This window comes from Aromatoleum bremense (assembly GCF_017894365.1).
Classification (GTDB): Bacteria; Pseudomonadota; Gammaproteobacteria; order Burkholderiales; family Rhodocyclaceae; genus Aromatoleum; species Aromatoleum bremense.
In genome coordinates this window covers 3634333-3656062 of the sequence record NZ_CP059467.1, presented here as the reverse complement: position 1 = coordinate 3656062, position 21730 = coordinate 3634333, and the positions used below count along the sequence as shown (strand labels likewise).

Here is a 21730-nt window from a genome sequence, read left to right as displayed (position 1 = left end):
GCGCAACAGTTCGAAAAGTGGGTACTTGATGACCGGGAATAATCGGGCAGCGCGGATCGCTCCTGCGAATGTGGACGCCGCCCTCGTCGACAGCACCGACCAGATGCTGGGCCTGCTGAGCTGCGACGGCACGCTCTTGCGGGCAAACCGGAGCCTCGTTGCGTTCTTCGACATCCCGGCGGACGAAATCGTCGGGAAGCCGCTATGGTCGGCTCCGGGCTGGGAAAGGTGGGGGATCGGCACGCTGAACATCAAGCGCGCGGTCAGGGAAGCCGCGGCGGGCAAGGCGAGCCACCTGGTCGGGGTCCTTTCCGGCCAGTCGCGCATCGGACACAGCGTCGAGCTCGATCTCGAACGCGTCGCGGAACATTTCGGCCTCCAGCCGTCGATCGCGTTGATGGGCCGGTTCGACGCCATCGGGAAACAGCTTTCCAGCGCCCGGTCGCTTCGCCTTTCCCAGCTTTACGGCGCAATCTCGGACACCAACAAGGCGGTGATGCGCAGCTCGAAGCCTGAGGAGGTATATCGCGCGGTGTGCGACGCCTGCATCCGCCACTGCGGTTTCAAGCTCGCGTGGATCGGGCTTCACGACCCGCTGAGCGGTTACATCATCCCGGTCGAGGCCGCAGGCCCCGCTGCTTCCTACGTGGACGGCATCAGGACAGGGGCGAGTCCCGGCAGCATGGAGCGCTATGCCCCCGCTGACCCGGCGGGCCGCGACCTGGTGGCGTCGATCGTGCCGGACATCGCGGCAGATCCCGACCTCGCTGCGTGGCATGCCGCCGCAGCCGCTCACGGTCTGGCGTGCCTCGTTTCCCTGCCCCTGCAGCGCAACGGCGCGCTGTTCGGCACGCTGAACGTCTACGGCGGCAAGGCGCATCGTTTCGACGACGAGGCGGTCGCGCTGCTCGAAGAGATGGCGGACAACGTTTCCTTCGCGCTCGACCATTTCGACCGCGAGGCGCTGCGCTGCCACACCGAGGCCGCGTTGCGGGCAAGCGAGGCACGCCTGCAGGAAGCGCAGGCGGTGGGCCGGATCGGCGACTGGGAACTCGAGCGCGAAACCGGCGCGATGACGTGGTCACCCGAGCTCTTCCATCTCTTCGAACGCCCGCTGGAAATGGGCGCGCCGGACCTCGACGAGGCCCTCGCCTACTATGAGCCGGATACGCGTGAACAAACCCGCGCCCGCTTCCGCCACGCAATGGAGACCGGCGAGCGCTGCGAACTCGAACAGACGATCATCCTTCCGTCCGGCGCGGTGCGTCACCACACAACCCAGATCGTCCCGCTGAAGGACGCCGACAGGTGGGTGTACAAGCTGTTCGGAACCGTCCAGGACATCACCGAGCGCATGCTCACCGAACAGCAGCTTCGCCGCAAGACGCTCGAAATCGAGGATCTCTATCAGAACGCGCCGTGCGGCTACCAGTCGATCGACGCCGACGGCGTCATCATCCGCATCAACGACACCGCGCTGAACTGGCTCGGCTACGCGCGCGAGGAGGTCGTCGGCAGGATGAGGGTGACCGACATCCTGAGTCCCGACAGCCAGCCGGTCTTTCTGGATCAGTTCCTGCGCCTGAAGCAGACCGGCCTCTTGCAGAGCCTGGAGCTCGAACTGATCCGCAGCGACGGATCGAGGCTGCCGGTGCAGGTCGACTCGACGGCGATCCTCGATACCGCCGGCCACTTCGTCGCGACCCGCACGATGCTGTCGGACAACTCGGCGCGCAAGCAGCTCGAGATCGAGCGCGCCGCGCATGAAGCGCGCCTCGCCGAACTGTCGCGACACATGGTCGACGTGCAGGAAAACGAACGGCGCAAACTGGCCGGCGAACTTCACGACCGCGCAAGCCCGAACCTCGCTGCGCTGCAGCTGACGCTGTCGAACCTCGCGTGCGCGCTGCCGGCATCGGTATTGGCCGAGCTGGAACCGATGCTCGGCGACGCCCAGGCCCTCCTGCTCGACACCGCTACCGGCATTCGGGAGATCTGCACGAACCTTCGTCCGGCGACGCTCGACTACGCCGGCCTGATCCCGGCGCTGCAGGACTATGCGCAACAGTTCGCGCGCAGGACCGGCATCGCGGTACGCCTCGATCTGGCACCTCTCAAGACCCAGCTTCTGCCGAACGTTCAGTCGCTGCTGTTCCGCATCGCCCAGGAAGCGCTCACGAACTGCGCCAAGCATGCCGATGCGGGAACGATCCACCTCCAGCTGGCGGAAACCGACGACGCCCTAATCATGAAGATTTCCGACGACGGGGTCGGCTTCGACTCCTGTCTGCTGGGCGAAAGCGGTTCCAGGCCCGGTCTCGGACTGATCACGATGAAGGAACGGGCGGAGTTCGCGGGTGGCCGCTTCACCATCACATCAAACCCTGAATCCGGGACGGAAATCACCGTGACCTTCGACCTTCATGCACTGAACACCCTATGGAAAACGCGCCAGCATCCTTCGCGACGCGCGAGCGACCGTCTGCTCCAGGCAGGACCGGGGCTCCTATGACGATCCGCATCGTACTGGCCGACGACCACCAGATGTTTCGTCACGCGCTGCGCGCGATGCTCGAGAAGGAGCCGGGAATCCGCATCGTCGGCGAAGCGAGCAACGGCGACGAACTGATCGACCTCATCAGCCACCAGCCGGTCGACATCGCCTGCGTCGACATCGGCATGCCGGGGATGAACGGCATCGAGGCGACGCGCCGCCTGCTCGCGATCCGCCCGCACGTGCGCGTCATCGGGCTCTCGGCATTCTCCGACCGCCAGTTCGTGCTGGACCTGCTCAACGCGGGGGCGACCGGCTACGTGACGAAGGCCGAGGCCGGCGACGAGTTGTTGCGCGCGATCCACACCGTGCAGCAGTCCAAGACCTACCTCTGCCCGGACGTCGCCGCGACGGTCACCAGCGCGCTGCTCGACAACGCACCGAAGGACATCTCGGCGCCCCGCATCACCGCGCGCGAGCGCCAGGTGCTGCAGCTGATCGCCGAGGGCTACACGTCGACGCGCATCGCCGACCGGCTGCACCTGGCGCCGTCGACCGTCGAGGTGCACCGCCGCAACATCATGCGCAAGCTCGATCTGCACAGCGTTGCCGAACTGACGAAGTACGCGATTCGCAGCGGGATAACGACCGTTTCGGGCTGACTGGAGAGTGTGTTGCGCAGACTACCTGTTTTCAGGGACGCGAAACACACCGGTCGCTGTATGTCCCCAAGTTGGGTCTGCACGTAGCATTCCACCTGCCCATAGTGATAGTGTTATTATGCATTTGGATTCGGCCCGCGACATCGACGAGGGACCGCGTCCGGCAAGATGGCAGCAGGCCTCCCGACGCTTTTGAGGCTGGGTAACGGAGCTCGTTTCGACGAGATCAGAATGCGCATATGCTTTTAGGAATTCAAATATGAATACTCTTCCTTCCGTACAGAAACTGACGCAGGCAGCAAACGGCAATATCCAGGCTTTCCAGTCGTTCGCCGACATCGTCCTGAATGCGGCCGAGCGGCTCGTCGCGCTCAACATCGAGGCCGCCCGCACGCTGTGCGGCACGGCGACCGCGAATGCCGCGCCGCTGACTGCGAGCAATGACATGCGCGACCAGATCGCGGCGCGCATGGGTACGCAAGGCAAGATGTTCGAACAGGCCGCGGAATACTTCCGCAGCTTCAACGAGCTCTGCGCCAAGACCCAGAGCGAGGTGGCGGAGCTGAATACACAGCGCTTGAACGAAGTATCGGAGTCGGTGCATGAGCTGCTCGACAGCGTCGCCAAAGCGGGCCCGAGCGGCGCGACCGACATCGTCGCCGCGATGAAGAAAGCAATGAGCAATGCCAGCGCCACGTACGAGAACATGATCAAGACGACCCGCGACGTCACCGAGTCGAACCTCGCTGCCGCCAGCAACGCACTGCAGCCGATGGTGACCGCGACGACGAAGCAAGCGCGCAAGGTCGCCTGACCGGCAGCCAGAAGGAAATCCTCCGCAAGTCCCGGGGAACCCCCGGGTTGGGTGCGAAATGAACCCATCCCCGCGAAACCGCTTATGCGGCGCGGGGTTTTTTTTCGTTTCGCGCCTGCGCCTGCCTGCGTCGGTAACCGACCGGGAGGTCGGCACTACCCCGGGGCCGGGGCCGGAGGATTCCGCCGTCGACCGCTCCGGTCAGACGTAGCGGCCGATTCGCTTCAGCACCCGCTCACGCTCGAGGACCTCGAGCACGGCGTCGATCGCTGGCGTCTGTGCCACGCCCAGCGTGGCGACACGCAGCGGAATCGCAACCTGCGGCATTTTCAGGCCGTGCTCGGCCATCGTGTCCTTGATCGCCTGGTTCAGCGCTGGCTTTTCCCACGCCACATCGGCAAGACGCGCCTTCAGGCTTGCGAGCGCCGCCCTGGCCGCGTCGGTCAGGTGCTGCGCGAGCAGCTCGTAGGACGGGTGGACCTCGACGCAGTAAAGTTCGGCCGCATCCGCGAGCTCGTTCAGGTTCGCGACCCGCTCCTTGTACAGCGCGACGACCGATTCGAGCCGCGGCCCGGCTTCCGGGTCGACGCCGCGCCGCGCGAGCCGGCTGGCGACATCCGCCGCGAGCTTGGTGTCGTCGCTGTGCTTGATGTAGTGCGCGTTGAGCCAGTTGAGCTTCTCGGTGTTGAACTGCGCCGCCGACGGTGTGATGTGGTCGAGATCGAACCAGTCGACGAACTGTTCGCGCGTGAAGATTTCGTCGTCGCCATGGCTCCAGCCGAGACGCGCGAGATAGTTGATGACCGCCTCCGGCAGGTAGCCGTCATCGAAGTACTGCATCACGCTGACCGCACCGTGGCGCTTCGACAGCTTCGTGCCGTCGTCGCCGAGGATCATCGACAGGTGCGCATACAGCGGCACCTCCGCGCCGAGCGCGCGCAGGATGTTGATCTGGCGCGGCGTGTTGTTCACATGGTCGTCGCCGCGGATCACGTGCGTGATGCCCATGTCCCGGTCATCGACGACGACGCAGAAATTGTAGGTCGGCGTGCCGTCGGCGCGCGCGATGACGAGGTCGTCGAGTTCGGCATTCGCAATCTCGATGCGCCCTTTCACGAGGTCGTCCCACGCGACGACGCCGTCGACGGGGTTGCGGAAACGCACGACCGGCTCGACGCCGGCGGGCGGCGCGGGCAGCACCTTGCCCGGCTCGGGCCGCCAGCGCCCGTCATAACGCGGTTTTTCGCCGCGCGCGCGCTGCTCCTCGCGCATGCGGTCGAGTTCCTCCGTGGACGCATAGCAGTGGTAGGCGGTGCCTGCGGCGAGCATCTCGCGGATCACCGCCTTGTAGCGATCCATGCGCTGCATCTGGTAGAACGGCCCTTCGTCGGCGTCGAGCCCGAGCCAGCTCATGCCGTCGAGGATCGCCTGCACCGCTGCGGGCGTCGAGCGCGCGACGTCGGTGTCCTCGATGCGGAGGATGAAGGTTCCGCCATGCCGGCGGGCGAACGCCCACGAGAACAGGGCGGTACGCGCCCCGCCGATGTGGAGGTAGCCGGTCGGGCTCGGGGCGAAACGGGTGCGAACGTTGGAAGCCATCGGGATAGGGGCTCGGGGCCAGGTCGAAAGTTCTGGATTCTACGCCTTCGCCCGGACGTCCCCTGTCGTGACGGGACTACGGCGGGCGGAGGCATAAAAACAAAAACCCCGAAGCCGGGCAGCTTCAGGGTCGTGTCTGGTGGGCGGTACTGGGATCGAACCAGTGACCCCTGCCGTGTGAAGGCAGTGCTCTACCGCTGAGCTAACCGCCCCGGGGGCTGCGGTGTCTTCGCCGGAAACTGGTGGGCGGTACTGGGATCGAACCAGTGACCCCTGCCGTGTGAAGGCAGTGCTCTACCGCTGAGCTAACCGCCCGTCGGCGAAGAGCGCGAATTGTAGAAGGAGCCCCCAGCCGCGTCAAGGCGACAATCGCGGCGAGCCGGGGTCGGTGGGCAGGCTTGACTTGTACTTGTTCATGGTGTTTTCCTCGATCGGATTGATGAAGTGGCCCGCGCTGGGCCTCGCGTTGCTGTCCCTCACCGGGGCTGCGCCGCGACCTGCGGCGTCGATAGCACGCATTCAGTGCCGCTTGGCGAGGCACCGCAATTGCTCGACCGAGCATTCACCGCACGGAGGCCCGATCATGCAAAATTCACCGCTGCACCACCTCGATTTCAGGTTCGTGCTGCTCGAAGGCATTCATGCGACTGCGGTCGAGACGCTCGGCACGAGCGGCTATTCGCGCGTCGACGCGCGTCCCGGGGCGCTGGCAGGCGACGAACTCATCCACGCGATCGCCGACGCGGATTTCGTCGGCATCCGCTCGCGCACGCGGCTCACCGAGGAAGTGCTGAGGCACGCGCCGGAATTGCTCGGCATCGGCTGCTTCTGCATCGGCACGAACCAGGTCGACCTCGAGGCGGCGGCGCTGCTCGGCATCCCGGTGTTCAACGCGCCGTTCTCGAATACCCGCAGCGTGGCCGAGCTCGTGCTCGCCGAGATCGTCATGCTGATGCGCGGCATTCCGGAGAAAAACGCGCTGCTGCACCGCGGCGGATGGATGAAGAGCGCGAGCAATTCGTGGGAGATCCGCGGCAAGACGCTCGGCATCGTCGGCTATGGCCATATCGGCACGCAGGTCGGCGTGCTCGCCGAGCACTTCGGCATGAAGGTCGTGTACCACGACATCGAGGCCAAGCTGTCGCTCGGCAACGCGCATCAACTGGGGTCGCTCGAAGAGCTGCTGGCCGCGTCGGACGTCGTCAGCCTGCACGTCCCCGAAACCCCGGCGACGCGGAACATGATGGACGCCGCCCGCCTTGCCGCGATGAAGCCGGGCAGCTTCCTCATCAACGCGTCGCGCGGCACGGTCGTCGACATCGACGCCCTCGCCGACGCGCTCGCGTCCGGCCATCTGCTCGGCGCGGCCATCGACGTGTTCCCAGCCGAACCGAAGTCCAACGATGAGCCTTTCGTCTCCCCGCTGCTGCGCTTCGACAACGTCATCCTGACGCCGCACATCGGCGGCTCGACGGCCGAGGCGCAGGCAAACATCGGCCGCGAGGTCGCAGCCAAGCTCGCGCGCTATGCGAACAACGGATCGACGATTTCAGCGGTGAATTTCCCCGAAGTGTCGCTGCCCGCCCACGAAGGCCAGTGCCGCGTCCTGCACATCCACCACAACGTCCCGGGCATGCTCGCGCGCATCAACGAGCGGATTTCGAAAGCCGGGCTCAACATCGTCGCGCAGTACCTGCAGACGACCCAGCACGTCGGCTACGTCGTCATCGACGTCGAGGCCGAAGCGCGCCAGGTGGCGTTCGACGAACTCAACGCGATCGACGGGACGATACGCTGCCGGCTGATCTGCTAAGTTTCCGTCGCATCAGTAAAACGCGAGCGCCAGCATCCCGGCCCCCCAGACGTCGATAACGATCTGGGGTTTTCCGTAATGGATGAACGCCGCGATGCTCAGTGTCCCTTCGCCGGAGCGATGTTCTGGTTGATGTGGAAGAGGTTGTCCGGGTCATAGGCCGCCTTCACCGCCGCGAGCCGCTCGTAGTTGGCGCCGTAGTTCGCGGGCGCACGGTGATCGTCGTCGCCGGACATGAAATTGACGTAGCCCCCGTCGCCGCCGGAGTGGGGATGAATCGCGGCGTAGTAGTCCTTCACCCACTTGATGTTGGCCGCGTTGTCGGCCGGGTCCGACCAGACACCCACGATCACCGGCGCAAAACTCTTGTCGCGGTGACCGAAGGCGGTCTCGCTGGCACCGACCCGCTGCGCCGCACCGTTGATCGGATGCAGATGCATGCTCGAGCTGATGGTCGGCGTTCTCTTGCCATGCTCGATGTGCGCCGCGATCGCCTCGTCGCTGAGTTCGGTGATGAAGTCGGCCTTCCAGTAATGCTGCATACCCTTCGGCACCAGGCCGTCGAAGGCGCTTTGCAGGGCCGGGAACGGCATCACGCCGACCTGCTCCGCCTTCACTTCGGCAGCATCGCGTAGTGGCTTGAGCACTCGCTCGGCCGCCTCGTGCGGACCGTTCCAGCACGTGACCAGGACGCAGAACAGATCCCCGACCCGGTCCGCGGGGATGAACGGCAGCGGCGGCGCGATCTGCCAGCCGAAGAAGCAGCCGAGCTGTTCGGGCGCAGTCGCAATGAATTCGCGGTAGCACTGCAGGACCGCCGCGGCATCGGCGAAGTCGTAGAACAGCGGGCCGCCGACGATGTCACCGACCTCGTGGAGCTGAAACTCGAAGCTGGTGACGACACCGAAGTTGCCGCCGCCGCCGCGCAGGGCCCAGAACAAATCCTCGTTCTGGTAATCGCTCGCGGTGACCTGCCGGCCATCGGCAAGCACGACGTCGGCCGCCAGCAGGTTGTCGATGGAGAGACCGACGCTGCGCGTCAGGTAGCCGATGCCGCCGCCCAGCGTCAGGCCACCCACCCCGGTCGTCGAAATGATCCCGCCGGCCGCTGCCAGGCCGAACGGGTAGGTCGCATGGTCGACCTCCCCCCACGTCGCGCCGCCCCCAACCCGGGCGATCTTCTTGACCGGGTCGACCCGAACGTTCTTCATCCTCGACAGGTCGATGACCAGGCCGTCGTCCACCGTGCCGAAGCCGGGAACGCTGTGGCCGCCGCCGCGAATTGCCAGGTCGAGGCCGGCGTCGCGGGCGGCGGCGACCACGGCCATCACGTCGGCCGAGTCCACGCAGCGGATAACGGCGCGGGGTCTGCGGTCGTGCATGGCGCTGTAGACGGCGCGCGCGTCGTCGTAGTCGGAATCCGAGGGGGTGATCACGCGACCGCGCACCGCTTCGGTCAATGCCTTGATCGTGTCGCTCATGGCGTGCTCCTCCGTTTCACCAAGGTGCGCAAAGGATGCGCCCGCGGGCGTTCCCGAAGCGTTCCCGACCTGCTCGGCTTTGTTCTCCATAGCCGACGCTCGCCGAAGCATGAAAACCGACTGCATGCTGCGGCCCGGACCAGGTTTTGGCAAAGGGCGGTCAGTTGATCCGCCTGGGCCATTTTCTGGCGGTATGGAAAACGCGCAGAACTTCCACGGTACCGCCTCGCACGCGATAAGGGAGGATGTACGGGAAACGGGTCACGACAAGTTCCCTCGTTCCGGTAATGCGGCCCGGGCGCCCCATATTGGGGTGATCCGCGAGCATTGCGGCACTATTTCGCATGTGCCGAACGAACTCCGCCGCCACGCGCGGGTTGTCTTCCGCGATGTAGGCCGCTTCGTCGTCCAGGTTCTCCAGAGCACGACGCAGCCACTTAACCGGCATACTTCCTCATGACCGCATCGACTTCATCATCGGATGCGAAATCATTGGCATCCGCTTCCTTGAGCGCCTGTTGTATTTCACCGATTTGCCAACCCTCAAGTTCAAGATATTGCCGAATGGCTTCACCAGCCAGGTAAGACTTGGAGCGGTGGGTCGCGTCAGCCAGTTTGTCGAGCTGTTCCTTCATCTCCGTCGGAACGCGCAAGGTCAGTGTCGTGGTTTCCATCATCGTACCTTGTGTTGCCATGTACACAACTGAATGCTAGCACGAAAAATTGTGCGAAAAGGACTTTGAAGAACATGCCGGGCGCGGCCCGGATCGAGCACGACAAGGCGCTCAAGCGGGTGATCGCAGCGCGCGAAGCTCCAGCCAGCCAGCCCCTTGCGCGCGGGCGATCTCGACGGCACGGCGCAGGGAAGCGGCGGCGGCTTCGCTTTCCCCGCTGCGATAAGCCAGCTCGCCGTCGACGCGCCACAGTTCGGCCTCGAGATAGCGCTGGTTGCAGCGCTGTGACCATGCGAGCGCCTCGCGGGTGGCGGCGCGTCCCTCGCGGAACTCGCGGAGCATGCCGCGCGCCCGGGCGAGGAGAAGAAGGGTGTAGGTCAGATGCAGGGTCTCCCCTTCGGCACGCGAGCGCGCCACCGAGCGCAGGATCGTCTCGATGCCCCCTGCCGATCCGCCGCCCACGTCCAGCCAGCCCCGAAGGGCCTCCAGCACGACCATGAGGTAGCGGTCGGAAAACCGCTTCCACAGCCGGTCGGCGTCCGCGAGGAGCTCGGCGAGGCGGGCGAGATCCTCGGCTTCGGCCGCGATGATCGCCGCGTAAGTGGTGACGTACCCCAAAGTCATCAGATGATCGAGGCCGGCGGCGATCGCGAGCGCCGATCGGGCCGTCTCGTCGGCGCGGCCGGGATCTCCGGCCCACAGATCGACCCAGGCCCGCCGCACGAGGCACACCGCCTTCGGGTCCTGGGCGTACAAGGCCAGATGCTCGTCGCGATGGGAAACGTCGTAGGCCTCGACCGCGCCATCGAGATAATGGCGGGCGCTGGCCAGATCGCCGCGCCAGAACGCGCTCACGCCGAGGAGATAGCGGCCCTCGGTCCGGGCGACCGGATCATGACTCTCATGCTCGAGAAGCGCCCGCGCGAGCTCATCGCAGTCGTCGAAGCGGCAGCCCTGCAGCCGGGCGAGGCCGAGACCACGGAGGATCGGCGGCGCCACGGGTCGGCGTAGCTTGCGGCACAGCGACAGGGCGCGCTCGTAGAGTTGGTGCGCCCCCCTGGAGCCGTACCCGTCGAGGGCAACAAGCGGGGATCCGAGGGCGATCCGGAGGTCGAGTTCGAGTGCATCGCGGTCGGCTGACGGTGGCAATTCGGCGAGCAGCGCGAGCGCGCGCTGAAACAGGGTGACCGCTTCGTCGAGGGCCGACACCGCCACCGCTCGGGCCCCCGCCGCGCGATAGGCGTCGATGGCCGGTTCGACCATGCCGGCCTGGTCGTAGTGTGCGGCGAGCTGCGGGCTTGCCGCGTCGATGTCCTTGTCGCGCCCGATCGCGATCGCCGCGGCGACGGCGCGGTGGAGCTGGCGTCGACGCGCCGGGCTGACCATATCCAGCGCGACGGCCCGAAGCTTGTCGTGAGTGAAATCGTACGTCAGCCCCTGTTCGCGAATGATCCGGCGACGCCAGAGTTCGTCGACGTGATCAACGAGTTCGTGTTCGTCGGTCCCGGTGGCCGAGGCCAGCACACCGACCGAGAAGGGCCGGCCGATGACGGCCGCCACTTCGGCGAGTTGCCGAGCGCCGTCAGTGAGTTGGCCCAATCTGGCGCGCAGCACCGCCCGCATCGTCGGAGTGAGCACTGCCTGACCGCCGTCTGCGGAGATCCCGGCTCGGAGCGCTTCGATGACGAAGAGTGGATTGCCTTCCGTCTCGCGCCACAGTCGTGCCGCCAGCTTCGGATCGAGCGTGGCCTCGGCACGCAGCTGGGCAGCGAGCGTCGCAGTGGTGGTTTCGTCGAGTCGGTCAAGTGGCACGGTGGTCATTGCCTGATCGTGGCCCAGGGCGTCGACGAGTCCGACGAGGGGATGCTGCGGTGGAAGCTCCTCCCAGCGCACGGTACCGACGATCAGGACCGGTGCCGTCTGTCCGGCACGGACGACGAATCCGATCAACTCGATGGTTTCGGCGTCACACCACTGCAGATCGTCGATGATCAACAAGCGCGGCCGATCGCCGGCGACAATCGCCCGGCCCACCGCATCGAACAGCCGATGGCGCTGAGCCGGGTCGCCCGACCGGCGCCGTTCAGACGGCCGGGAAGCGTCGCGGAGCTCGGGCAGCAAACGCGCGAGCTCGACCCGCCAGACCGCGTCGAGCGTGTCGATGTGGCTTCGGATGGCGTCCGATCGGAGCAGCTCGATGACGGGACCCCATGGCAGTCTGCCCGCAGCCTCGTAGGCACGCGCCGAGGCCACTCCGTGCCCCTCTGCCCGAACGTGGCGGCCGAGTTCGAGGGCGAGACGGGATTTTCCGATCCCCGCTTCCCCGGTCACCAGCACGAAATGTGTCCCCCTCTCCCGCGCGGCGTTCCATGCCGCGACAAGCTGCTTCCATTCGAGGTCGCGACCGACGAAAGGCGATTCGGCGACGGGCAGGTCCTTGCCCCGCACTTCGTCGCGGTCGAGCGTGCCGGCCCGGAGCTGTCGGTACAGGGACCCGATCCCCTCGCCCGGTGCCACCCCGAGCTCGCGCTCGAGCACCTCCGCATAGCGGTGGTAGGCGCGCAGCGCCGCAGCTCGATCGCCAAGCGCGAGGTGTGCTGCCATCTGAAATCGAACGGCCGCTTCGTCGGTCGGCTCCAGGCCGATGATGCGTTGGGTATGCCTGAGCGCGGCCTGGTGGTCGTTGCGCCTCGCGGCCTCTTCGGTCAGCCGCACGAGGGCCCGATATGCCTCGGCGCGAAGTGTCGCTCGCTCATCAACGACACAGTCGTCATAACAGGCGGGAAGGAGATCGCCCCCATAGAGGCGCGCGGCGAGCTCGAAATCGCCGGCCGCCACGGCATCCCGGAACCTCAGCACGTCGACCTCGCTCGGCCCGGTCGCGATCCACCGCACCGTCTCGTGGTCGATGTCGACGAACTCGCCGCTGTCCGGAAGGGCATGACGGAAATCGTGGAGCAGCTTTCTGAGGTTCGTGCGCGCCTGCGCTTCGTCGGAGTCGGGCCAGAGCTCGAACGCGAGTCGTGAGCGGTGCTGCGGGCTTCGCCGCAGCGCGATCAACGCCAGAAACCGTTGCAGGCGAAGCGAGTCGAAGGCGCGAAGACGCCGGCCGTCCAGGATGATCTCGACCGCACCAAGAAGTCGGACCTGTAACCGGACCTGTAACCGCCTCGGCCGCTCGCCACCGACCCCGCTCGTGTCACTCGGCATAGGGCTCTTCTGGCTGCGCTCCCCCTGTCCGGTCGCGGGTCTTCCCGGCTTACGGGCTTTCGTTCTTCCCCTTGTTGTCCCGCCCGCCAGTTTCCCCGGCCTTCGGCGCGACCGGGTCGCGTTTCGGTGACACGGCCGGCGGATCGCTCGCCGGGAAACTCTCTTCGCTCGACTCGTCGATAAGATCCTCGACATGCGAATCCTTCGGCTTGTGCACCGAAGGATCGGTGTACGGTTTCTGTGGTGTGGTGGTCATGGAAATCTCCTTGTTGAACACGATCACGGACGTCCCCATACGACGTCGGGCCGGGCGGGGGGTTCCACGGCCAAACCGGACGGATGGAATGGCTCAGGGACGGTCGTTCCCTTCGGTGTCGGTCCAGATTTCGATCTGGCGCAGCACCGAAAGCACGATCCACGTGATCACGGTCGCGGCGATCGCAACGCCGAAACGTCCCAGCCCGATCGTCACGCCGATCGCGGACGTCATCCATATCCCCGCGGCGGTCGTCAGTCCGCGGATGTTGTTTTCCCGTTCGCGTTTCAGGATCGCGCCCGCGCCGAGGAAACCGATGCCGGTGACCAAGCCCTGGATGACGCGCGACAGGCCGGAGCTGTCCATGCCTCCCTCCACCGCGGCGATGACGAACAGCGTCGAGCCGGACGCGACGAGGATATGCGTGCGCAATCCGGCGGCCTTTCCCGCGCGTTCGCGCTGCATGCCGATGACGGCGCCGCACAGCAGCGCGACCATCAGGCGCAGCACCGGCCTGACGAGTTCCTGGAACCCACCCAGCCCGGCAGTGAGTTCGGCGAGGATCGTATCCAAGACTGCTCTCATCGGGGCCACGGTCCCCTGATTGGCGCCCCGCGCTGCGGGAGGCCGATCGTTCGGCAAAAAACAGGGCCGGGGCGAAATTCCGCCGCCGGCCCTCATGCAGCGGATCAGTGGCTCGGAGGCTGCCAGTAGTTCTGCTGGCCGTAATAGGCGTGTATTTCACTCGCCCACGTGATGTCGGCCATGCTCGGCCAGTGGTCCTTGTCGAATCCCGGAGCGCTCTTCAGCCGTTCAGCATCCACGTCGAGGATGAAGCACTTGCGGTCCGTGTCGAGCGTCAAGGCGCCCCACGGGATCGCAAAGAGCTTGCGCCCGAGACCGAGGAAACCACCCGTCGACAGCACTGCGTACGCGACCCGGCCGCTCTGCACGTCGATCATGACCTCCTTGATATTGCCCAGGTCTTCGCCGGCACGGTTGACGACGTCATCGCCTTCCAGCGTGCTCGCCGCCATGACCTGGGGGCCGGGTCCGCTGCGGTCTTCGTTTCCCGAACCGACGATGTCGGCGTGTTGAGTGGTAGTGGTGGTGGTGCCGGGAGGATTGATGCTTGCCATGTCATTGCTCCTTTTGGATGAAAGTTCCACGATGAAGACGGCCGGACACCGCGCGCGACGTCCGGCCGGCCCTGCTCACTCCCTGCTTTGTCCTTTCGACTCGCCGGAGGAGCTTCCTCGTCCGCCCGAATCGCCCGGCTCCGGTTGCCCGGATACCGATCGCCCGGACGAAGCTCCGGTTTCCTGCGCGGCCCGATTCGACGATGCCTCGAAACGGGCGAACGACTCCGCTCCCGCCGGAGGCTCCGGAGCGCGGATGCGCAGGTGGTTTTCGATGTCCTTGACGCCCCAGCAGCTGTCCGCGACGTCTTCGATCACGTGCTTCATGTGGCGCTCCGGAACGGTCCCTTCGAGCGTGACGCAGCCGTCCGAAACATTCACCGAGACCTCGGTGACGTCGAGCGACCGGTCCTGCATGAGGCGCTCGCAGACGACTTCGCGAAGACGCTCGTCGGAACGCGAATAGCCTTTCGGCCCCTGCCGGCCGCGCCCGGCGCCGCTCCACAGCGGCATGCCGCGGTATTGCGGGGTGCGGCTGCAGGACGGGCTGCCGACGTACGGCAATTCCTGGTCCTGAATCCACTGGCCTTGCGACGACCCGTAGTCGCCCGCGCCGAAGCCGCCGCGCACGCCGCCCTGCTGGAAGCGCCCCGGAGTGGGGTCCACCGGGCCGTAGTCCGCGTCGCCGGAAACCCCGTGATACGGCCGGTTGCCGCCGTACCCACCCCCTTCGAGACTCCCGCCCGGGTTGCCCCTGCGCCAGTCCTGGAGGTTAGGGTCCTGGCCGGACCGTCCGTATTCCTGGCTCGTGCGTCCGCCGAACGAGCCTTCCCGCACCGAGCCATAGCCTCCTGCCGAACCCCCGTCGTCGAAACCGCGCTGGCTGTCCTGCAGCTGTTGCGGCTGGCGCGATCCGCTGCCCTCGCCCTGTCCGTACACAGCGGGGGGTTTGCCATAACCCGGCCCCGGCATGCCGGGGCCACCTTGTCCGCGGCGGACCTCTTCGTCGTGCTGCCGTGTTGGTTGCGAACGATGTCGTTTCATCATCGTGCTCCTCCTGCGCGATCGGTGAGGGGCCGGAGCGCCGCCTTGCGCCGGCGACCCTGCTCCATCTTCCGCGGAGAGTGGCAAACGTCGTGCCCACGGTGGGCGCCCCGCCGAACGGCCCGATGGCCGTTACGGCAGCGCAAGGCGTGCAACGATTACAGGAGGGTGCAATTAGCGGCGCGAACCGGCGCGGCCAGTGTCACGCCGCCGATGCCTGGCGGCGTTGCGCGTCGAGGTCCGCGACGTCGAGTGTCGCGGCGATGGTCTCGATCAGGATCCGCGCCTCGACCGGTTTGCCGACGCATTCCTGGAAGCCGGCGAGTTCGAAGCGCGTGCGGTCGAGGCGACTCAGGGCGGTCACTGCGACTGCCGGGATGAACGGCAGCGAAGCCAGCTCGCGCACGCGCTGCAGCACGCTGAAGCCGCTGTCGCCCGGCATCGCGATGTCGAGCAGCAGGATCGCCGGCGGGCTGATGGCATCCGGCCGGGCGAGTTCCACGAGGAGTTCGGCACCGGAACTGAAGGTGCGCACGCGCGCACCGGCCTGCGACAAGATCAGCGTCATCACTTCGCGCGCGTCCGCCTCGTCATCGACCACCAGCGCTTCGACGCCTTCGAGCGCGGTACGCGGCGGACGGCCTTCCCGCGCCTCGGGCGATTCGCCCGGCAGGGCATCCTGCACCGGGCCGGGCAGTTCCACCGTGAATACCGAACCGCGGCCCGGGCCGGCGCTCTCGACCCGCACGCTGCCGCCGTGGAGTTCGACCAGGTTGCGCACCAGCGCGAGCCCGATCCCGAGGCCCTGGTGGCGACGCGTCATCGAGGTGTCGGCCTGGCTGAAGCGGTCGAACACGTGCGGCAGGAAGCCGGCCTCGATGCCGACCCCGGAATCGGCGACCGACAGGTTCACCGACGTCTCGCCTTGGGTCAGGCGCAGCTCGACCCAGCCGCCTTCGGTGGTGAACTTCAGCGCGTTCGCGAGCAGATTGATGACGATCTGCTGCAGCCGGTCGTGGTCGCCGTTGATCGTCATCGACGGGCGATCGGTGTGGACGCGCAGCTCGATCCGTTTCGCCTTCGCCGTGTCCCACGAAAGGTCGATCGCCGCGTTGACGATCTCGACGAGATTCACGCGGCGGCTGTTCAGCTCGAGCTTGCCGCTGATGATCCGCGACGTGTCGAGCAGGTCGTCGATCAGCCGTGCCTGATGGTCGATGTTGCGCTTGATCGCCTCCGCTGCGCGCGCCACCGTCGTGGGTTCGGGGCTGCCCGACGCGGTGAGCACCTGGCTCCAGCCTTTGAGCGCGTTCAGCGGCGAACGCAGCTCGTGCGAAACGATCGCGAGGAACTCGTCCTTCGCGCGGTTAGCGCGTTCGGCCTCGCCGCGCAGGCGGTGTTCGGCGACGAGCAGCTGTTCGAGTTCGCGCTGCGCGCGCTTGCGCTCGGTGATGTCCTTGGAGACGCCGACGAGGCCGAACACGTGTCCCTGCGAGTCGCGCAGCGGCGATTTCGTCACGAGGAAAGTGCGCGTGCCGGCGCGTGTCGTGCGCGTTTCCTCGACGACGATCGGCCGGCGCGTCTCGATGACGCGGCGGTCGTTTTCGAGGATGCGCCGCATTTCCTCGGAGTCGCCGAAAAGGCTCTCTTCCTTGTGTCCGACGACCTGCGCGCGGCTCAGCCCCATCGCCTGCAGCGCAGCCGGATTGACCATCATGATGCGGCCTTCGCGGCTTTTCGCGACGATCAGCTCCGGCGTGCTGGCGGCGATCGTGCGCAGCAGCGTCGTGCTCTCGCGCAGCACCGACATGGTCCGTTCCAGCGCCCGCGTGCGGTCACCGACGCGCCGGTCGAGTGCCGCGTAGGCCTGCCGATCCGCATGTTCCCGCGCGCGATGGGCGCGCGCGTCGCGCAGCACCAGCACGCCGCCGCTGATCCCGCCTTTCCAGTCGCGGATCGGCGTCGCGGTCGCCTCTACCGCGCGCACGCTGCCGTCGCGCATGCGCAACGCCGGTTCGCCGCTGATCGTCACCTGGCGCAGCTCGGAAAACGCCCTCGCGAACGGCGACCCCATCGGCTGGTCGGTCGCTTCGTCGACGAGCACGACCAGCTCCCGCAGATCGCGGCCGATCGCGTCGCCGACCTTCACATCGAGCAACGTCTCGGCCGCCGGGTTGAGGAACCCGACGCGCATCTCGTCATTGACGGTGATGACTGCGTCCTCGATCGTCGCCAGCGTCACCTCCAGCCACTGCTGCTGCGTGTTGGCGCGGATCTCGGCGATCGAACGGTCGGTGTTCATCTCGTCGAGCCGGGCGGCGGTCCACAGGATCAGGACCGTGCACGCGACGATCATCGCGACCGCCACGACCCCTTCGCTCTCGATCACGCCGAACCATCCGAAGCGCTGGCCCAGTGCCTGCAGCCAGCCGGCCAAGAGCGGCACGGCGACCGCGACCGGCAGCAGGCGGCGGAAAATCACCGCGCCGGGCGAATCGTGCTCGAGCAACTGCATGAACCGCGGCGACGGGTGCCTGACCAGCAGGCTGAAACTCGTGATCAGCAGCGCCAGCGCGACCGGCAGCGCGATGCCGACCGAAGGAATCGCGAGGTTCAGGCGGACGAGGTGGAAAGTCAGCCCGACCACCGCCACCAGCGCGACGCCGCCGACGGCCACGGCCAGCAGCCGCGAGATCGCGAGCAGGCGGTGGTCGCTCAGGGGCGCCAGCGCCAGCGCCGCGGCAAGAAGGAGGTAGGTGGTGGCTGTCCCGACCGCTGGCTCGGACGGGGAATAAATGGATCCGGGTTCGGCCGGCGGCAGCAGCGGCGACAGGACCATGCCGACCGGGTCGGGTCCGACCGTCAGGGCCATCACCGACATCAGCGCGACGGCAAGAGCCGCCACCGCGACGGTGAAACGTGCGCGCGCGGCCGGGGCACGATCGAGCTCGCGCAACGCGAAAGCAACGAACAGGAGCTTGACAATGCTGGTCGGCATGAACGGCACAGAATCCGCCCCCAGCGTCCCGAGAGCGGGCATCCCGACGAACCACCCCACCGCGCCGATCAGCGCCAGCACCACGACGGCGGGGCTCGCGTACGCGGACACCTGCTGGAGCCGCATGCCCCAGACACTCGGGGCCCGTTCCGCGGCAGCGGGAAGGAATACGCTATCGCCCATTCGCATCGTCATCGGCATGGTCAGTCATCTGTGACCTCCAAACCGCACCGACCTCCAGCCTCGCGTCACGCTTGTGCAAAGACGGCCGCCATCCGGTTCACTCATCTTATGACCGTGATCCGGTGGCGGTGTTCTTTTTTGCAGATAATTACCGTTTCGCAATCGCGCGCGGCCCCTGCCAGGGATATGACTGGGCCGCGGCCGCGCTTGACGGAGCGGTTCTGCCTGCGCCTTGCTGCTGCACCCACCCCACCACATGCGGCACCGCGGCCCATGGGTTGCCGTAGCGCCAGCGCAACACAGACAGCGCCAGGCCTGTCGCCACCGCGAGAAAGCCCTTGCGCACCGGCGCCGCCGCCTCGTGCCGGCGAGGGCGTCGCCGCAGCACGTTGCCGACGACAAACCCCATCATCAACGCTGCCCCCAGACCCCGCGGGGAGGTGAGTTCGTTGCGCACATGCCCGCGCCACGCATCAAACTGCGCGTCCAATAATGCCCGCTCGCGCGCGACCCGCGCTTCGGCCTGCGCGAGCGATCCTCCACGTGTGTTCATTGTCCGTCTCCGCGCGGCGGCTCGCCCTCGACCTGCCGCAACGTCGCCGCGAGCGGTGGATTGCGCTTGAGCTGACGCCACAGCCAGGTGCCCGCGAGCGCGGCGGCGATGATGTTGATCAGTCCCGCGCACGCCAGCACCCCCGGCCACGGGATGCCATCCTGGAGCAGCCAGCCGGCGACGGCGACGACGAATGCGAGCCACGCCGTGACCACCAGCACTGCCGCCACGATCGCGACGCACAGCACTTCGATGACTTGGTGCACCGCGTGGCGGGCGTCGACGACGACCAGCGCTGCGTACGCTTTGGCCAGACTTTTGACCCGACGCAACAGGCCCGGCAGCGAAGGGTCTGCCGGGCCTGTCTCGTATGTTCCCGCCGCCATCACCGACTCCCGCTCGTGGGACGCGATCAGTGCGACGTGAAGCGGCTGAACAGCATCCCCACTCCCACCGCGATCACCACCGACGCGACCGGATGGCGCCTGACGCACTCGCGTGCGCCCTCCAGCATATGCTCCTGCGCCGCGATCCACTCCTGCCCTTTTTCCCCGGCGTGCCGCAGCGTCGAGGATGCAGCCCCGGCAACACGATTGACCGCCTCGTGGGCAGTGCTCGAGAGCTGCTCTATTTTCTCCGCTCCCTTCTCCGCGCTTCCGGCCATCGTGCCTTGCGTACCCGTTGTCGTGTTTTCCATTCTGGGTTCTCCTTTGAGTGATCTGTCAAAGCCCGTTGCCGAGGCAAAGCCGCTGGCGCACTCGCCGCGCAAACCGCGTGCCCAGACGGGATGACGTTCATCGCCGGCGCTCGTCGTCGCGCGGGTCGCGGTTCGTCGCCTCCGGCGTATCGGGCGGCACGTCGGCACCGGGCGAGCGTTCGGGCGGCACGCCCGGACCCGGGACGTCCGACGGAATACCGCGCCCCGTGGTGTCGCGCAGGCCGCGGCGGATATCACGCGCCGCCTGTTCGATCACCTTGCGCGGGAGTTTCCCCTGCGGCTCGGGCCGATCGGGCGCTTCGTCCCTTTCATGCGGCAGCGACATCTCGTCGGCGACCGGGGGACGGGCCAGGTTCGTGGCTTCGGCGTCGGGGACCGGATAACGGGGGTTCGGTGGATCGGCCGGCCCGGGCCTGGATGGATCGCGTCTGCTTTCCTTGCTCATGGGCACACCTCCGGGGGAGTTTGCATGTTCTCTCCTGCAAGCACATTCCATGCAGGGGAAAAACGCCTCCCGCCGCAGGAAATGCAATGCGGATGTCCAGTAAGACTTACGCCAGCCTGTAAGACTTACATCGACGCAACCCGCCCCGCCGCTGCGGCATCACTGGACCCCGTTGTTCGAAACGCGGTCCTCGTCGTCGCCCGGCCCGCCTGCGAACTCCTCGGCATCCTCTTCGTCATAGAGCTCCTTGCCGGCGTTATAGACGGCGAGGCGGTTGTAGAGCGTCTTGAGGCTGATGCCGAGCATCTCGGCCGCCTTGCGCTTGACGTTGCCGCATTCCATCAGCGTGGCCTCCATGACCCGCCGGTTGACTTCGTCGAGCGGCGTGCCGACGCGGATCGTGATCACCGAGCTGTGCGACTTCTGCAGGAAATTCTCCGGCGCGTGGTCCGGCTCGATGACGTCGTCGGCCAGGATGAAGGCGCGATGGACGTAGTTCTTCAGCTCACGCACGTTGCCCGGCCAGTTGTGCGCATACAGCGCGGCGATCGCCGCAGGCGAGAAACGCTTGTTCGTCTGCTCCTGCTCGTTGAGTTCGGCGAGGAAATGTTCCGCAAGCAGTTCCAGGTCGGTGCCGCGTTCGCGCAACGGCGGCAGGTAGATCGGGAACACGTTGAGGCGGTGGTAGAGGTCTTCGCGCATGCGGCCCTCGGCGACCGCTTTTTCGGGCGAGCGGTTCGTCGCGGCGATCAGCCGCACGTCGGTCGCGATATGTTCGTTCGTGCCGACCCGCATGAACGTGCCGGTCTCGAGCACGCGCAGCAGCTTGACCTGGAGATCCGGTCGCATCTCGGTGACTTCGTCGAGGAACAGTGTGCCGCGGTTGGCTCGTTCGAAAAAGCCGTGGTGCTGGCGGTCGGCCCCGGTGAAGCTGCCTTTCTCGTGTCCGAACAGCTCGCTCTCGACGAGCTGCGGCGAGACCGCGCCGCAGTTGAGCGGCAGGAACGGGTGGCGCTTGCGCCGGCTCAGGTCGTGGATGGTCTGCGCAACCACTTCCTTGCCGGTGCCGCTCTCGCCGATCAGCAGCACCGAGGCCGAGGTCGGCGCGACCCGCGATAGCTGGTCGTACAGGCGGTGCATCGGCGGGGAGCTGCCGAGGATGTGGCCGAAGCGTCCGAGCTTGCGCAGTTCGTTGCGCAGCTCGCCGATTTCCTGGCGGAAATGCTCCGTTTTCGGGATCCGCTGCAGGATGCCGCGCAGGCGCTCGATGTCGACCGGCTTGACGAGGTAGTCGGTGGCGCCGGAGCGCAGCGCGTCGATCGCGGTCTCGACGCTCGCGTGCCCGGTGATGACGACCACTTCCGTGGTGTCGCGCGATTCGAGCTCGTCGACGAGCTCGATCCCCAGCCCGTCGGGAAGCATCAGGTCGGTGAGCACGACATCGGGGGTCGAGCGGGTGAGATGGATGCGCGCGGCGCGCAACGAATCGGCGGTGGCCACGGTATAGCCCTCGCCTTTGATGAACTCGCTGAGCCAGCCTATGGTTTCCGAGTCGTCATCGACCAGCAATACGTTGGACATCTCTCCTCCGTGGTGGCACGACGCTAGCTTGATACTAGTCCCGCCAACCTCCGCCCATCGCGGGAA

At 66.6% G+C, this 21730-nt stretch carries 20 protein-coding genes and 2 tRNA genes; 4 read left to right on the top strand and 18 right to left on the bottom strand.

Going from position 1 to position 21730, the window contains the following annotated elements:
• Positions 1 to 70: 70 nt before the first annotated feature.
• From pbN1_RS17160 to pbN1_RS17150, 3 genes are all read left to right on the top strand, one after another.
• A complete protein-coding gene (locus tag pbN1_RS17160; RefSeq protein WP_169203663.1) occupies positions 71 to 2512 on the top strand; it encodes a PAS domain-containing protein in 2442 nt (813 codons plus the stop codon).
• The gene (locus tag pbN1_RS17155; protein ID WP_169203662.1) at positions 2509 to 3156 is read left to right on the top strand and encodes a response regulator; all 648 of its coding nucleotides are present in this window, start codon (positions 2509 to 2511) and stop codon (positions 3154 to 3156) included. The genes pbN1_RS17160 and pbN1_RS17155 overlap by 4 nt, the downstream gene beginning before the upstream one ends.
• A gap of 259 nt (positions 3157 to 3415) precedes the next feature.
• The gene (locus tag pbN1_RS17150) at positions 3416 to 3970 is read left to right on the top strand and encodes a phasin family protein (protein WP_169203661.1); all 555 of its coding nucleotides are present in this window, start codon (positions 3416 to 3418) and stop codon (positions 3968 to 3970) included.
• Positions 3971 to 4171: 201 nt separating this feature from the next.
• Here the strand turns inward: pbN1_RS17150 and gltX are convergent, their stop codons facing one another.
• The 4 genes from gltX to pbN1_RS17130 all read right to left on the bottom strand — a co-directional run bounded on the left by gltX (position 4172) and on the right by pbN1_RS17130 (position 6088).
• A complete protein-coding gene (gene gltX, locus pbN1_RS17145; RefSeq protein ID WP_169203660.1) occupies positions 4172 to 5569 on the bottom strand; it encodes a glutamate--tRNA ligase in 1398 nt (465 codons plus the stop codon).
• Between the two features lie 137 nt (positions 5570 to 5706).
• Positions 5707 to 5781: transfer RNA gene (locus tag pbN1_RS17140), tRNA-Val, on the bottom strand.
• 28 nt (positions 5782 to 5809) lie between these two features.
• Positions 5810 to 5884, bottom strand: a tRNA-Val gene (locus pbN1_RS17135).
• Positions 5885 to 5926: 42 nt separating this feature from the next.
• Positions 5927 to 6088: a hypothetical protein gene (locus pbN1_RS17130; RefSeq protein ID WP_169203659.1), complete on the bottom strand. Its 162-nt coding sequence runs from the start codon at positions 6086 to 6088 to the stop codon at positions 5927 to 5929.
• 64 nt (positions 6089 to 6152) lie between these two features.
• Between pbN1_RS17130 and serA the strand changes: the two genes are divergently transcribed.
• On the top strand, positions 6153 to 7382 hold the full coding sequence (serA, locus tag pbN1_RS17125; RefSeq protein ID WP_169203658.1) for a phosphoglycerate dehydrogenase: 1230 nt from the start codon (positions 6153 to 6155) through the stop codon (positions 7380 to 7382).
• Between the two features lie 98 nt (positions 7383 to 7480).
• On the opposite strand, the gene pbN1_RS17120 is transcribed toward serA, so the two are convergent.
• From pbN1_RS17120 to pbN1_RS17055, 14 genes are all read right to left on the bottom strand, one after another.
• Positions 7481 to 8842 (bottom strand): FAD-binding oxidoreductase, encoded by a 1362-nt coding sequence (locus pbN1_RS17120; protein WP_244857001.1) that lies wholly within the window; start codon positions 8840 to 8842, stop codon positions 7481 to 7483.
• A 181-nt stretch (positions 8843 to 9023) separates the two neighbouring features.
• Positions 9024 to 9311 carry a type II toxin-antitoxin system RelE/ParE family toxin gene (locus tag pbN1_RS17115; RefSeq protein ID WP_169203656.1) on the bottom strand — a complete coding sequence of 96 codons (288 nt, stop codon included), beginning with the start codon at positions 9309 to 9311 and terminating at the stop codon, positions 9024 to 9026.
• Positions 9301 to 9537, bottom strand: a complete 237-nt coding sequence (locus pbN1_RS17110; RefSeq protein ID WP_169203655.1) for a CopG family ribbon-helix-helix protein — start codon at positions 9535 to 9537, stop codon at positions 9301 to 9303. The genes pbN1_RS17115 and pbN1_RS17110 overlap by 11 nt, the downstream gene beginning before the upstream one ends.
• A gap of 111 nt (positions 9538 to 9648) precedes the next feature.
• A complete protein-coding gene (locus tag pbN1_RS17105; RefSeq protein WP_169203654.1) occupies positions 9649 to 12747 on the bottom strand; it encodes an ATP-binding protein in 3099 nt (1032 codons plus the stop codon).
• A 49-nt stretch (positions 12748 to 12796) separates the two neighbouring features.
• Positions 12797 to 13030, bottom strand: a complete 234-nt coding sequence (locus pbN1_RS17100) for a hypothetical protein (protein WP_169203652.1) — start codon at positions 13028 to 13030, stop codon at positions 12797 to 12799.
• Between the two features lie 66 nt (positions 13031 to 13096).
• On the bottom strand, positions 13097 to 13588 hold the full coding sequence (locus tag pbN1_RS17095) for an MgtC/SapB family protein (protein ID WP_244857000.1): 492 nt from the start codon (positions 13586 to 13588) through the stop codon (positions 13097 to 13099).
• Between the two features lie 104 nt (positions 13589 to 13692).
• A complete protein-coding gene (locus pbN1_RS17090; protein WP_169203653.1) occupies positions 13693 to 14142 on the bottom strand; it encodes a PRC-barrel domain-containing protein in 450 nt (149 codons plus the stop codon).
• Positions 14143 to 14217: 75 nt separating this feature from the next.
• Positions 14218 to 15189 (bottom strand): BON domain-containing protein, encoded by a 972-nt coding sequence (locus tag pbN1_RS17085; protein WP_210147553.1) that lies wholly within the window; start codon positions 15187 to 15189, stop codon positions 14218 to 14220.
• Between the two features lie 199 nt (positions 15190 to 15388).
• Positions 15389 to 18310, bottom strand: a complete 2922-nt coding sequence (locus tag pbN1_RS17080; protein WP_244856999.1) for a PAS domain-containing hybrid sensor histidine kinase/response regulator — start codon at positions 18308 to 18310, stop codon at positions 15389 to 15391.
• A gap of 205 nt (positions 18311 to 18515) precedes the next feature.
• Entirely contained in the window at positions 18516 to 18920 is a 405-nt protein-coding gene (locus pbN1_RS17075) for a hypothetical protein (protein ID WP_169203901.1), read from the bottom strand.
• Positions 18917 to 19306, bottom strand: coding sequence for a phage holin family protein (locus pbN1_RS17070; RefSeq protein WP_169203902.1), 390 nt, complete (start codon positions 19304 to 19306; stop codon positions 18917 to 18919). Before pbN1_RS17070 ends, pbN1_RS17075 begins: the two co-directional genes overlap by 4 nt.
• A gap of 26 nt (positions 19307 to 19332) precedes the next feature.
• Positions 19333 to 19617 carry a hypothetical protein gene (locus pbN1_RS17065; protein ID WP_169118687.1) on the bottom strand — a complete coding sequence of 95 codons (285 nt, stop codon included), beginning with the start codon at positions 19615 to 19617 and terminating at the stop codon, positions 19333 to 19335.
• A 97-nt stretch (positions 19618 to 19714) separates the two neighbouring features.
• Positions 19715 to 20083 carry a hypothetical protein gene (locus pbN1_RS17060; RefSeq protein ID WP_169203903.1) on the bottom strand — a complete coding sequence of 123 codons (369 nt, stop codon included), beginning with the start codon at positions 20081 to 20083 and terminating at the stop codon, positions 19715 to 19717.
• Between the two features lie 159 nt (positions 20084 to 20242).
• Positions 20243 to 21664, bottom strand: a complete 1422-nt coding sequence (locus pbN1_RS17055; protein WP_169203904.1) for a sigma-54-dependent transcriptional regulator — start codon at positions 21662 to 21664, stop codon at positions 20243 to 20245.
• Between the last annotated feature and the right edge of the window lie 66 nt (positions 21665 to 21730).